Raw genomic sequence first — 14,296 nt, 5'->3', positions numbered from 1 at the left:
CCGCCGCGCAGGCTGCGCCGCCCGGCGCCGGCCGGGTGCCATGATCAGGCCATGACCGTCGGTGTACGCCAGGAGCCCCGCGACGCGCCCCGCGCGCTGCCGGGCTCCGGGCGTGCCCGGCTGGCCGGCGCGCTGACCCTGCTCGCGGTGCTGGCCGGGGTCGGCTACCGGCTCACGCTGCTGCTGTGGGACGCGCCGCCGACGAACAGCGACGAGGCCACGATGGGGTTGGCCGCGCTGCACATCGCCCGGGGGCAGGAGTTCCCGATCTGGTTCTACGGCCAGGCCTACATGGGGACGCTGGAGGCGTACCTGGCCGCGCCGGTGCTCGCCCTCACCGGTCCGTCGGTGCTCGGGCTGCGCCTGCCCACGCTGGCGCTGTACGCGCTCTTCGTCGTGCTCGCCTGGCGGCTGACGGTGCGGCTCACCGGGGACCGCTGGTTCGCCCTGTTCGTGGTGGTGCTGCTCGCGTTCGGGTCGGACCGGATCGTCAAGAACCAGCTGATCGCCGGGGGCGGCTACCCGGAGATGAACACCGCCGGGGCGGCTCTCGCCCTGCTCGCGTACGACCTGTGCGCCGGCCGGCCCCGCAGGCGGCTGCCGCGCTGGGCGGCGTGGGGGCTGCTCGCCGGGCTGATGCTCTGGGTCGACCCGCTGGTGCTGCCGTACGTGGTCGCCGTCGGGGCGGTGCTGCTCACCGTTCGCTGGCGGGAGCTGCGCGGGTGGGCCGGCGCGACGCTCGGGTCGGCCGCGCTGGTCGGCGCCGCGCCGCTGCTCGGGCACAGCCTCGCCACCGGCCGCAACCCGCTCACCGCGGTCCTGGCCGCGGGCGGCGCCGACGTGCCGGCCGGCTGGGCGGACCGGCTGCACGGCGGCCTGCTGCTCGGCCCACCGCTGGGCACCGGCTTCTGCTCGCCGGGGCACTGCGCGACCTGGCAGCTCTGGTGGGCGATCGCCCTGCCGGTGCTGCTCGTGGCCGGCGCGGTCAGCGCCGGGCGCGCGCTGCGCGCACCCCACGGCGGGCGACCCGTCGGCGCCGCTGACGGGCCGGCGCCGGCCGGTCGGGTCGGCGGCGCGCTCCGGCTCGCCCTGACGCTGGCGGCGGCCGCCACCCTCGCCGTGTACGTCGCCAGCAGCGCCTCCGCGCGCACCCCCGTGGAGAGTTCCCGCTACCTGTCCTGCCTGCTCGTCTCGCTGCCCGCCCTGCTCTGGCCACTGTGGAGCGCGGTTCGCCGTGGGCGCGTCGCGTCGCGGCCGGCGCTCCCGGCCCGCGTCGCGGCGGTCGGGGCCGCCCTCGTGCTGGCCGCGACGGCCCTCACCACCGGGTACGCGACCTGGCGGGCGGCCGGGACCGCTCCCGAAACACGCGCGGCCGAGGCCCGGCACACCGACCTGGTCGCCACGCTGCGCGGTCTCGGCGTCCGCCACGTCTACGCCGGCTACTGGACCTGCAACCGGCTCACCTTCGCCAGCGGCGAGGACATCGTCTGCGCGGTGGTCGACGACGCGCTGCGGCCCGGCTTCGACCGCTACCCCGCGTACCGGCGGGCGGTGGCGGCGTCCCCGGCCCCGGCCTGGGTCGCGCCCACCGGCTCACCGCTGGCGTCCCGACTGGACGACCGGATGCGCGCGACCCCCGGCAGCCTCGACCTGGTCACCGTCGACGGCTACCGCGTCTACCTCCCCCGCGCCTAACCCCTGCCGCCCACCGCGCGTCGGGCTCCTGATCCAGATCGGCCTCTCGGCGGCCGGGAGATACCCGGCAGCAGGCGCAGCAGGGCGACATGTTCAGCTCCTCACATTGGAACAGCGGTCGACGACCATCACGCGACGCGGAGGTGGGTCGACCTCGCTGAGTCGCTCCAGGGTCGGACCCTCCGGCGAGAATGAGATTTGCCATATTTCAATGCCCTCCGTTTCAGTTCCCTCAGCGGCATGCAGAACGCCGGCTGGCCGAAACTGATCCGGCTCGAACAGTACGACGCCGTCCCTGCCGGCCAGCTCGACAGAGGCCCGCACTGCCGCCCACGTTCCGGTGGAACGCACGCCCGGAATTCGGCCGTCAAGGGCGTCATTGACAAACCCGTTCACATCGAACGTGGGCTCACCGGAAGCACCTCGGTCTAGTACGACACCGTACGGGAATCTTGTGCGCAAAAAATTGACCAGGGTTTCGCGACCGGTCAAGTTCTGTTCGAACGAATCCTGCGCCAGTCGATGAAGATTGCTGACTTGCGTGGGCACAGGATGGTCGACCATATCCTCGGCATCCGGGTCGGCTCCGAAAGACATCAAGGACACTGCGTCGTTGTCCGACGGCATATTTAGGGTCGCCGTCCACCAGACCACGACACTGCGGCTCTCGTCACCAGGCAGAGGGCGGGGACCTGCGCTGTCCCCCCCTCCCCGGTTGGTCGGTTCATGCCAGGTGATCGGTAACTCTCCGGCAAGACGCATGAGGCCGTTCCGTACCGAATTAGCCCGGTCCATGCCAGCGGGGCTGCCCTCCCTCGACCCGCCGCCTTCAATCCATACCTCGATGTTCGTCCAGAGCCGCCCGAGACCGCGGAGATGCTCGACCAGCGCGTGCATCTCGGATGTCGGCTGGGTGAGATTCCGCTGCCGCGAAACAAACGGGACGGTCAGGTAGGACCAGGTGTCCGACGGGACCGGCACTCCGAAAGCAGCTCGGCGCCATACGCCCGAGGATTCAGACAGAGTTCCGTGCGGCGGGAGCCCCAGCAAGGCCCGCACGGGATCGGGCAGACGAAGCTCCGTCACCTCGGCGGGCTGAAAGAGCGCGAGTTCTTCAGGGCGCTCCAGATAGGCGTATGTGACTGTCCGCACCTGCAGACGTAGCCGCGGGACGCTGTGGATGAACCGAACGGCCCCCTCCCAACCGGCGTCCGGGTCCTGCAAGCCTTGAATGAGCGGCGCCACGGAGACCAGGTCAAGGTCACCACGACGATTCGTCAGTCCCCAGACCAGACCGCTGACTGCGTTCTCCAGCGCGTGGGTGGCCTGCTCCGGGTGCAAACGCCGGGGGACGACGCTCTGCCAGGTGTTCGCTGCTCCTACGGCTAGCGAGGTTGAGGGGATACGAGGGATTTGGTCATTCGGGATGCCTAACGACATGGCAACCGATGCGAGAGTGATTGGGCCGGTACGCTCCATGGTCGAGCGACGCCGATATGATTGCTCGCTGACCTGGATGTAGTGAGCGTGATGATCCGCGAGCGAATTGCCGACAAAGTGCGCTTCGGGATAGAGCTCGTCCTGGCGGAGCCGGTAGTTGCTCGAGATCATTTCGAGATAGCGCGTCATGAAGGGATGGCCACGGGGCATGAAAAGGGCGGAGTTGTTCAGGCCCGGTGGGTTTGCGTGCACGCCGAAGCCTGGCGGTCGCAGCAGTTCCCTCAGCCCGGTCAAGCTGTGGACCGGGTTGTCGCCATCGGTGTAGATCCCGCCGAACCTACTGAGTTCCAGTCTCAGAATGTCGCTGGCAGCGGCGTAGCCCGCCGCGGTTCCTCGGCCGGCCTCCAACCGATATTCCGCCGCAAGCGTCATCTGCTCGTCTTCGTGGAAGACCTCGTCCGGCCGCAGCCCGACTATGCCGTGCCGCCTCATCCACCGGCCCATCTCTGCCACCTCGCCGGTGCGTTCCCGGAAACGTTCTCGTGGGACATCGGTCCAAAGAATGACCGTGAATCCCTCTGCCGCCGCCGTCCGGCTCAGATCCTCCACATTGCGACGGACGACGGCAGTCGCCGGATTCGTCTCGGTGACCGGACTACCGAGCCAGATGACGTGGATGAAAAGCGGCATCTCGAGGGGCGATGGGAGGGGGGGAAGCGGCTGCAGCGGCTGGTGGTCCGGCCACCACCGCTCGCTGTCGAAATCTTCCTCGACCCAGATCGGCGTCGGTTCGAGGGGAAGCGTCGCGACGCTGGCGTTCACGTCGAGCCGCCGGAACCAGCTGCTCAGCAGTTCTGTGCGCTCATCGGCCAGACGGACGCCACGGAGGATCGCCGGTGTGGGAGAAGGATCCCGGAACCCGAACAGGTCAAGACCGAACTGCCGCTCAGCGACGGGCTGCCGACCGGAGCGGTCGCGGGCCTCCTGAACCCGCCTGGCGCGGTCGGTCAGGTGTCGAAAGAACGAGTCACTCGGCCGCTCCCTGAACCGTGACCGGAACGTTCCGACCGCGCGGTTCGACGGCGGATCGAGGAGTGCACTAGCCGTCGACCAGGACGATGTGGCAACGCCGTCCGGCCATGGCAGTGCCCGACCGGTCGAATCGGTGAGCGCTACATGCAACTCGATGGACTCGGCGACGGCCACCGGCCGGTCGCCCGGGGCAAGAACCCTGTCGTTCCGGTCCGCCTGAAGGTCGACCCACCGTGATCCGGCCGACGTTGCGTGCAGTACGAGCGCATGGTCGTAGTCGTCGCCGGGCCTTGTGGCGATCACGAAAGCCGAGCCTCCGAGTCCGATCCCGGACACAGCCGACTCGACGGCCTCGGAACCACTGACATGGGTCCAGAATCCGTCGCTAAGCATGCGTCTTCTGGCGTCGGCGTGGGAAGGAGCCGAAGGGCGAGCTGGCCAAGGCGCCTCATCGGAGGCAGCGAATCCAGGCCGACGCCCATACAGCCTCTCTCCGTAGTCGGCGGCTAGCGCGACGCAGTCAGTAGGCCCTCGCTGTCGCAGGGCGATATCGTCGGCGATCGCATGTAGTTCCTCCGGCGACCTGCCCGCGACCGGCCGAGGACGGTGGAACGCACGCCGACCCGCAGCAAATCGCGCAGCCCGATCTCGTCCTGAGGCCGCCGGTGAAGCGTCGAAGCGCGCTGGGGCAAGCGACGGACGCTGATCCCTCCGGCCGATGTCACCGCCAATGCTCGGGGCGCGGCTGGTTGCTTCCGTCATCGCATCCAAGAGGGCCGCGATATGACCCAACGCGTCGTGCGCCCTCGCCGAGGGAATGTCTGCGGCTGCCTGCGTCCTGGCGTCGAGGGTGGTCCTGAGCCGCTCGATCTTCTCGAGCATGTCCTTGCCCACCTTGCTCTCACCCGAAGGATCAGCGCTCAGCAGAGTGAAGATGCCCGACAGAATCGTCGCCCTGGATCCGGGCGCCAGGATTGGACCTTCAGCATCCCTCCCGATGTCGTCGACCGCAGCGAGCAGCCGCTCCAGTGAATCGCCGACCGGTTCGCGCGTTCGCACCCACCACCTCGCGGCGCTGTCGATTTGCGTAGACGGCAGGTTCGCAGAACGGGCGTCCTCCCGTATGGCTGCCGCGAGCGCCCCCCGCAGTGAACCCGATGACGGCACTGACCGCGCGGTTGCCTCCGGCCGGGGCGCAGCCAACGTATTTTCCGGGTCCGGAACTCCGGCCTGAAAGGCGGTCGGGGTGCGGTCGGCATCCGGTCCATGTTCCCAGCTGCTCCGGTAATGGAGCAGATCCTGAAGGATCTGATCGCGGGCCGGGTCGTTACCCGCGGCAATGACCTGTCGTCTTCGATCAAGTATCGCGGCGTCCAGACCACGGGCCATCCCGTCGTCGATCTCGACCGGAAACGCTTCGGTATTTCCACCGAACATATCCGGCGGATAGGGCGCGAACGGGTGCTGACCGCGTTGGTCCCTTCCGCGCGGGGTGCCAGCATTGGACCGGCCGAATTGTCCGGCGACGGCGGGGCCCCCGGGCGTCCGGCGCGGCAGCGTGAGCACGGGGCCGCCGATATTCGCGGGATGTGGGCTTGCCATAGATGTTTGGGCTTGCCGAGCGAGTACTGCGGCTCTCGTCGTTGGACTGACATCCATAACCGTCAACTGATTATGATCGCGCGCGCCTCCTGTTGGATTCAGCAGCTGAACCACATCCGCAGGTATGACGACGGACGCAGTCGTCCGCACGAGATCGTGCGCGACTTCGGTCCATTGGTACGCCACAGATCGAACAAGACGGACAAGCTGCGGGTGCCGAAGAATTACTCCGATGATCGCCCGCCATGCACCCGGCGGATCGGGTAGGCCGTTGACGGTGGTTGCAACAGCCGTCAGTTGAAGCAGCCCAGGAATGTTGTATAGGCCACGAACCAGTGTGGCTGTCACCCTGCGCGCCACCTGCAGCACTTCATCGTCGCCGAAGTGACGCCTCGCTGTGAAGGTTACATCAGGAACCCAGGCGTTTCCAAAATCAAGATCAATCGTGGTGATGTTGGGCAGGTCGGCAAGTTCTAGACCGAGTTCAACAATAAGCCCTACCATCACTTCTGGACCCACCCTGTGCATGATGGACCGTCGCCTAACGGCGCGGTCGAAATTTACCTTCGGGTCGGGATCATGCTCGTGCGCTTCGCGCGGAATCAATTCCACCTGGACTCGTTCGTAGTTTCGCTCTATTGCTTCCAGGTATAGACGAGTAAACGGATGCCCGGCTGTAGCCATGAAGAGGTCGTTATTGACGGTGTTGAGGTGGGCGATGACTCTCATTCCGAGACCAGCGTCTTGTGCGAGCGATTGAATCTCGTTGTAAAATTCGATGGCGGCCGTCGGATGACTCGGAAGCGGGTTATCTCCGTCTATATAGACACCGCCGAACCGGTAGAGTATTTCGTGGCGCGCAATATCAGATGCGGCCCCCCATCCCAATCCGCTCTGCTTCGCCAGTTCCATCTGGAAGTGACGCTGAAGCCGCATGGGGAATCTAGCAGAAACTTCGGTGATGCTGACGAATATGACATTGGAGCGGATTCCCCACTCGACCATCTCCACAACTTGCCGCTGAAGATGCGAGTTGGCCGCACCTGGGTTAGCGATCGCTCGTTGGATCGATTCCCTCGGTATGTCGGTCCACAAGACTGTGACGATACCGACGGCTGCCATTCGTTGAGCGCGTACCTGTACGGTGTCCATGAACTCGCTAGTTGACTCCCGAGCTCTGGTAAGGGGATCGCCAAGCCAGATGGAATGAACGACCTTGGGCACGTCGGAGCGACGAGAAACTGCGTCCGCACCCAAGTTCCGCCTGGCCACCAAATTCTTGACCCAGCTTTGTTCTGCGGTGTGCCTTCCTGCACCTTGATTCTGCCAGGTTGACGCGGCGGCAAGATTACTGAAGGAAGGAGGGAAGCTTCTTGGATTCAGCATATCGAGGCGCCGAAGGAAATCCGCCACGTACATAGGCGGCGGAATTTCGACTCCCTGCAGGAATGGAGGCGGAGCTTCCGGCTCGGTGATCCTGAACCAGTCGGGGCCGATTGACCTTGGAAACTGCGTTACGTTTCTGGGCGGCGTTTCCAGTATTCGATTGAGGTGAACCGTGATTCTCTGCTGCCAGTTGACAGGGGCGGGCGGCTGAGGCGCCACCAATGGCGGGTTCTGGTTCGATGAGGATGGCGGTAACCATCGCGACTGTGATCGGTTGGATCTCTGCATGCCGCCGAGAAGCGCACCCGGCGGGCGCGGGACAGCCAAAGGGGTGCCCCGCGACGCTGGGTCGGGCGATGCCGGATCGCCCACCACGACACCGTCGCCGGCTGTCGTTGTCAAATATTCCAACAGCGGTGGTAATGACGTTTCCAGCCGTGCCAGGGCGGGGTGCCCAACCGAACCTGCGGCACCGTTGCGGCTGAGCCGGTCCGAGACACGGTGCAGGATGGAGAGCGCTTCCGCCGCTGCCGTTGGTGTGCGGTGACTGGCCATGTCCCGGCCGACGGCGTCCAGGACCGTGCTGGCCTCGGCGGCCGTGAGAAGCGACCGGAAGGCATGGGGAGTGGGCTGCTCCACCGCCAGATCTCGCAACGCGCCGAGAACGATCAGCGCCGCTTCACCGGGCGCCCCGAGTTCACCGGCCTGTGCGCGCCGTGCCGCGGCCAGCAACCGCCGCTGATGTTCGCGGCCGTCGGCCGACCGTGCGAGTTCCCCAATCCGGACCGCCGCGTCGCTGTCCGGCCCGAATTCTCGCACGATTTCTTCGGCGTTGCCGTGCTCCAGTACATCCGTCACGCCACCCGGACCGGTCGTCAGCAATTGGACTGGCACAGAGGCCGGCTCCGCTGCCGCCGCCGGAACAGCCGGGCCAGGCAGTCCCAGGGCGCTTCGCAGATCGATCTCGGGTACCGGTCGGCCGAGGAACACGCCCACCAGATCACCGACGGTGGCCGTCGGATTCTGCGCGAGGCGCTCGCCCGACGGATCCGCGGTTCCTCCCCTGGCCGCGGCGGCAAGATGACCGATGATCCGGTCCCGGATGCTCTGTTCATGGGAGGCCACGAACCGGGCCGCCACCTCCGGCAACGCCGCGAACAGCTGACCAGCTGGGACAGCCGGCAACAAATCGACGGGCACGCTGGGGCGACCGTCGCGGGCGATCTCAGCCGCAGCCGAAACGAGGTGTGTCACCAGCCGGAAGTAGCCGCCCATCGCAGCCACCGGCTCGACCTCGGCCAACGCACCGAGCGCGCTGGCGGGAACCGTACCGCCGGCAAGGTCGGAAGCGAACAGCGCGGCGATCTCGTCGGCGACGACCCGCTCCGCCCACCGACGTTCACGTTCGGTGTCTGCGACCTCTGATCCACCCGCCAACAGATTCGCCACGGTATTCAAATGAACCAGGGCGATCGGCACGCTTAGCGGCGCCTCGACTGGGGTCCGCGGCGCCATCGGCGGCGGAAGCTGGCTCGGACCGCCCAACCCGCCGCTGTCCGGCAGAGCCAGCCCGGAAGACGAGGGGCCGGACTGGGACCTCCGGCCGGACAGTTCGGGACGCCGGTCATATCCGAAGTTCGGCGATGGCAGTGCCGTGCTGTCGGACATAACGACTCGTCGGTGCGACCGGGGTGGTGTGATGTCGCGCGCCGGCGGGGCGTTCCGCCTGCGTGGTTCGCGGATTTGGAGCAAAAGGTGCCCGGGTGGCGGTGTCGTGCCCGCCGATTCGGGCCGAGTGAAGCCCCCAGTGCCTGCGTCAAGGCGGTGTCTGGAGGGATCAGGGTGCAGCAGTTCCTCCACCATCTGCCCGGCAGTAGCGACGGGCAGACCAGTGGTGTGGTCGAGGAGGGGAACGGTCCACAGGTTCACCTCGTCACCAGCGGGCAGCTCGCGTTCCGCTGCCAAGTCCGCGCGGAAGTTGGGGAACAAGGCATCGAAGCTGGCCTCGTACAGATTCCGGACGACCGGGGCGTGGCGGATGAAAAAATCGCGCAGGTCCGGCCCCGTGGCCTCCCATAGGTTGCTCATCGGTTGCCCCGCCGCCACCGCGAGGGCGGGAGGTGTCGAGCCGCCCGGGTTGGCTTGGTCTCCGAGCATCGCGGTCAGCTGCACGTGCAGCAAGGCCATGAGCTCTACTAGGGTGGCCACCGACCTGTCTCCGGCTGTGTGGCCGGGCGTATCGGCTGCGGCGGCCTTCTGCCCCGCTTGCTCCGCCCTCAGATGGGCGGCTACTGAGTTCCCGAACTGCAGTGCGGCGGATATCCGGTCTCGGTCTCGCTCGTCCGCGTCGGCGGGGAGGTCCTCGAGCATTCGGAGCACATCGCCGCCGAGAGCGACGGCTTGCAGGCGCGGCTGCGGTTCGGGCGATGTGTTGGTGCTGGTGGGTTCAGCGGAAACGGGCTGCGCAGGCGGCTGGACCGTGCCGTCAATCTCGATCAGGACCGCCTCGGCGGCCTGGGCGCCGCGGACGTCGTCGGGCAGTTCACCGGCGGGGTAGAGCGTGGTGGACGATGGATGCACCCACCGGACCCCGCCCGTGGTGGCGATCACGGCCATGACGTGCACGAGATCATCGGGCATGTGCAGCCCTACCAACCCGACCCTCGGACCGTTCGAAGAGGCGTCGCTCTCAGACCTGGGACGCGCAGGACGGCCCACGATGCGCACCAGCTCGGTGAGCGAATTCACGGGTGCCCAGCCGGCCCGGATCGCCTCGGCCGACGCGGGAGGAAGGCCGGAGTGCAGAGCAGTGACGAGCGATGCAGCCGCGGCCCGCTGATCGGTCGGATCCGGCACGTCCAGACCGCCGGCGGCCGAGGACCGCAGGTTGTCGAGCCTTTCTTTCAAACTCTCCGGGGTGAGAGCGTGCCCTTGCGTCCGAGGACGCACGGACTGCATCGCCAGCAGTTTCGCATACTCAGCGGCGATAACAGGTCCGGAAGTCCGCACGATCTCGTTCAACAGCAGCCGGTCGTCTGGATTCAGGTCATGCGCGCGCGCCGCCTCGGCGCGGTGGTCAGCCCGATTGGGTGTCTGCGCCGGCTCCCCCGGCGACAGCTCACGCCGGACGGCTTCGCGAAACAACGCCAGAGCCACCCCGTCGGTATGAACGCCGGCCGTCAGACCAGTCGCCGTGACGGTCCGGCCAAACCCCACCGCCGGCGGTGTGTTCTGTTCCGTTACTTCCACGAAGGTCTTGTCCCCGGCGCTGCCGGGCCGGCTAGGAGACATGATCTGGTCGACCAGGCGTTCGGCCTCAACGGAACGCACACCCAACGCCCGGAGGTTCCCTGAGATCAGCCGTCGCAGTTCCTCCTTGACCATCGCGGCATGCCGGGCCCAGGACCCGCCGACCCGAGCCACGGGCAATCGCGGGGCCTCGGCGTTGCCGGAACGGTCGAAGGCCGCTTCGGCTAGCCAGGACGCGACAATGCCGAGGGCCGAGGAGCGCGCCTCGGCGGACGGTACAACAAGCCGAGTTGGTAGCCGAGTAGCGTCGTCGGACAGCAACGGTTGTCCCGTGGCAAACCGCACCGGCCGTACGCCAGCGGCGTTGTGGTGGCCGATCGCGGTGTACAGGCGCCGGACGTGCGGTGGTACGGAGCCGCGCTCGCCCACCTGGTCGGCGACGTAGCGGACCGGGTCAAGCTTCGACTCGGCGCGCAGCCGGTCCACCACGGCACGGACCACGATGTCCGGGCGCTCGTGTCGCCTGGCCCCCGCGATGAGTCGCGTGAGATCGAGCCGGGTGCGGTCCTGCGCGAGCTGATCGACAGTGGCCGTATAAAGGGCGGTGATCAACGCTAGCGTCCCGGCCCGGTCGCCAAGCGGTAAACTACTCCCCTCTGCCGTACTGCTCGCGTTGTAGCGCCAGCCGAGCTGATGTGACTGAACCAGCTCTCGAGTGATGATGTCGGCTTGTGAGCGGGTCAGCTCGCCGAAGACCTCGAAATGACCGCCGGCCTCGACGACGAAACCACCTCGCGGAAACGTCGCGTCCGTCCTTGGTCGGACCAATCCGCTGGACGTTGACGCCGAATACACTCGGACGGGGAACCCGTTTCGGCCGAGGTAAAAGCCGAAATCAGCCGGAGCTGTCGCACCGATGACCGCAACCGAACGAACCGGCAGGTCCGCGTCTCTGTACTCCTCGACAAATGTCGCCTGATCGGCCACCAGGTCAGCGAGGGACTGGCCGTCGACGATAGGCGGCGCAACGATCGCGAACGTGCGGGAGTCCGCCACCCATGGCACAGTCAGATCCCGTTTACGGGTCGATTCGCCGACAGTGGCCTCGGAGTGACGGGCGTAGGCCCGATCACAATCCGCGATCCACTGCGCCACCAGGTCGGCGACGTCGTCGTCCGGCCGGAAGGACAGCGCTACGGTCCGCCCCCACTTGTTCGTGATCGGCCGCGGACTCCCTCCGTCACTGCTCGTTGGCCTGAGGTCGCTCATCGGGCGGCCGCGTCGGAAACGATCGGCCTACCGATCATCGAGCAGGGGATGATGACCTCGAGGAACATGGCAGATCTCCCTACAAACGACGGTTGGTAGCAGGTGCACTCGCCCACCGTGTCCACGGTCACCACGCCCGGGGGGCCCCGCAACGGCAAGTTACCGAACCGACGTCCCTCACTCCGTGCGAATGGGGCGCAAGCCCGCGTCGCTGAGCGGGTCGCGGGCCACCTACCGGGCCAGATTGCGCGTCTGCCGCTCGGCACGTGCGTCCTTGTTCTCGGCCACGGCGTCTCCTCGACCGTGCTACCGATCACTGGCCAGGTGTACTGACCAGAGAGGTTGGGAACGCGGCTGGCAGGTGGGCCGCCGAGTACGGTGTGATGACGATGGTGATTGTCGGCGTGGAGCCAGGCGGGTAGGGCGCCTGTCCGAGGCGCCCCACGGCCCCCGCTGCCGCGCTCCCCGTTCGCGCGGTAGCCGCCTCGACGACCCACGTCAGCCTGCGGCGGTCGCCGAGCAGGTTGAGCCGGTGGGCCAGCGCGGCGGCCTCACCCGGTTGGCCACGTCCAGCTTCGCGATGAGCGTGAGACGTGCACGCTGGCGCGCTCACCGGCACCGAGCAGCCATCAGATACTCAGCCGGCCGGCACCCCCGGACGCGGATCAACAGGACGGGCGCGGCCCACTAGACTTCCCGGTATGGCAAAGCCCCAGGAGAAGGTCTCGTTCGGCCAACGGCTGAAGCAGATCGGGATGGTGTTCCAGTTCACCGCGAAGCAGGACCGGTGGTTCGCGCCCCTGGCCGCCGCCGCGGTGCTGATCCCGCTCGCGCTCACCGTGGTGGCGGTGATCTTCTGGGGTTGGATCTGGGTCCCGATCGGCATCCTGTTCATCCTGCTCGCCCTGCTGATCGTGCTCAACCTGCGGTCCAACCGGGCGATGATGAACGCCGCCGAGGGGCAGCCCGGTGCCGCCGCCCAGATCATGGAGAGCATGCGGGGCGACTGGCGGGTCACGCCGGCGGTCAGCTCCACCACCCAGATGGACATGGTCCACCTGGTCATCGGCCGACCGGGCGTGATCCTGCTCGCCGAGGGCAACCCGCAGCGGGTACGCGGCCTGCTCGGCCAGGAGAAGCGCCGGCTGGCCAAGGTGATCGGTTCGGCGCCGCTCTACGACTACGTGATCGGCCAGTCCGAGGACGAGCTGCCCATCCGCAAGCTGCGGATGACGCTGATGCGGCTGCCCCGCAACCTCAGCGGTAAGGACGTCAACGCGCTGGACAAGCGGCTCAAGGCGCTCACCGCCCGGCCGCAGCTGCCCAAGGGCGCGATCCCGAAGAACATGCGCCCGGCTCGCGGCGCCTTCCGCCAGACCCGGGGCCGCTGACCCCGCACGACGCACCAAACGAAAGGCCGGGCCGAAGCGCCCGGCCTTTTTCGCATCTCCCCGCCGGATCCCCGCCGGACCGCGCCCCCGGCAACCGCCCCGGACGCCGCCGCCCCCGCCCCCACGTGCGCGTGCCGCCCACCGCATGCGCGTGCCGCCTACCACCTGCGCGATCTTGCGGTTCTGGCCGCGCGGGTGGGGCATTCACGCCTTTTGCCAGGGCAGAAAGTGCAAGATCGCGGGCGGGGTGAGCGGGCGGGGGTGAGCTGGCGGGGCGGGGCCCGCGGGCGCCCGCAGGGTGGGATGGTCAGGCGGGGGTCATGACGGCGTTGGTGACGCGGTCGTGCAGGCCGCGGCGGTGCTGATCCATGATCAGGGCGGGTACGACCAGGGCGAGCAGCACGCCGCGCAGCAGCGCACGGGGCACCCCGATCCGGCCGCCGTCGGTCCAGGAGAGGCAGCGGATCCGGGTGAGGTACATGCCGGGGGTCTGGGCGAAGAGGCCGAGGAAGAACCCGTACACGAGGATCAGCACCAGCACCGGGGCCCACCCGTCGCGTACCGGGTCGGCGAAGAAGTTCGACACCAGCAGGCAGAGCACCCAGTCGATGACCAGCGCGCCGAACCGGCGGCCCAGGTCGGCCGGCTTGAAGGCGGGGTCGGTCGCGGGCGGTACCGGGCGCTGAGCAGGCGGGTTGGTCACAGCGGTCAAGGGTAGCCAAGCCGTCGGTGAGCCCCACCGGCCAGCCGTGGTGCCGAGCCGTCTCAGCCCGCCTCCCGACCGCCGCCGGCGGTGAGCGGGGACCCGGCCCCCAGATCTTGGAGAGTTGTGGCCCCTCCGGGGGCGCCAATCCTCCAAGATCTCTCGGGCCACCGGTCCGCGGGCGGAGCGTCTCCCGTGGCGGACGCGCCAATTCCGACCATTGGCTGCAATGGCCACGACAACGGCACAGGTCGCCGCCGGTCCACGCGTGCGTGACGCTCGCTGAGCGGCGGTCATGACGCTCCGCGAGGGACGTAACACGGCAGAAACAAAGGAGACACGGCCGGGCAACCCCCTGGCCATAGCGTCGCCAGGAGCCTAGCCACCAACTGGACGTGCCAGGAGGATGTGTGTTCGCCAACCCCGAGGAACTGCTGCGATACCTCAAGAACGAGGACGTGAAGTTCGTCGACGTACGTTTCTGTGACCTGCCCGGCGTGATGCAGCACTTCAACCTGCCGGTGGAGTC

The 14,296-nt window shown here is 67.7% G+C and carries 4 protein-coding genes; 2 read left to right on the top strand and 2 right to left on the bottom strand.

Features of this window, described 5'->3' with window-relative positions:
- Positions 1-51: 51 nt before the first annotated feature.
- Positions 52-1,695, top strand: coding sequence for a hypothetical protein (locus ACIBTV_RS07740; RefSeq protein WP_396703238.1), 1,644 nt, complete (start codon positions 52-54; stop codon positions 1,693-1,695).
- Positions 1,696-1,788: 93 nt separating this feature from the next.
- Here the strand turns inward: ACIBTV_RS07740 and ACIBTV_RS07735 are convergent, their stop codons facing one another.
- Positions 1,789-11,673, bottom strand: coding sequence for a hypothetical protein (locus ACIBTV_RS07735; protein ID WP_396703237.1), 9,885 nt, complete (start codon positions 11,671-11,673; stop codon positions 1,789-1,791).
- A gap of 701 nt (positions 11,674-12,374) precedes the next feature.
- Between ACIBTV_RS07735 and ACIBTV_RS07730 the strand changes: the two genes are divergently transcribed.
- Complete coding sequence (locus tag ACIBTV_RS07730) at positions 12,375-13,064, top strand: DUF4191 domain-containing protein (protein WP_396703236.1); 690 nt, start codon at positions 12,375-12,377, stop codon at positions 13,062-13,064.
- A 307-nt stretch (positions 13,065-13,371) separates the two neighbouring features.
- Here ACIBTV_RS07730 and ACIBTV_RS07725 read toward each other — a convergent pair whose 3' ends face one another.
- Positions 13,372-13,767, bottom strand: coding sequence for an RDD family protein (locus ACIBTV_RS07725; RefSeq protein ID WP_396703235.1), 396 nt, complete (start codon positions 13,765-13,767; stop codon positions 13,372-13,374).
- Between the last annotated feature and the right edge of the window lie 529 nt (positions 13,768-14,296).

The sequence above is a fragment of the Micromonospora sp. NPDC049366 genome (genome assembly GCF_044466625.1).
Classification (GTDB): domain Bacteria; phylum Actinomycetota; class Actinomycetes; order Mycobacteriales; family Micromonosporaceae; genus Micromonospora.
Note: the sequence above shows the minus strand (reverse complement) of the source record. Positions and strands in the feature narration are given on the sequence as shown.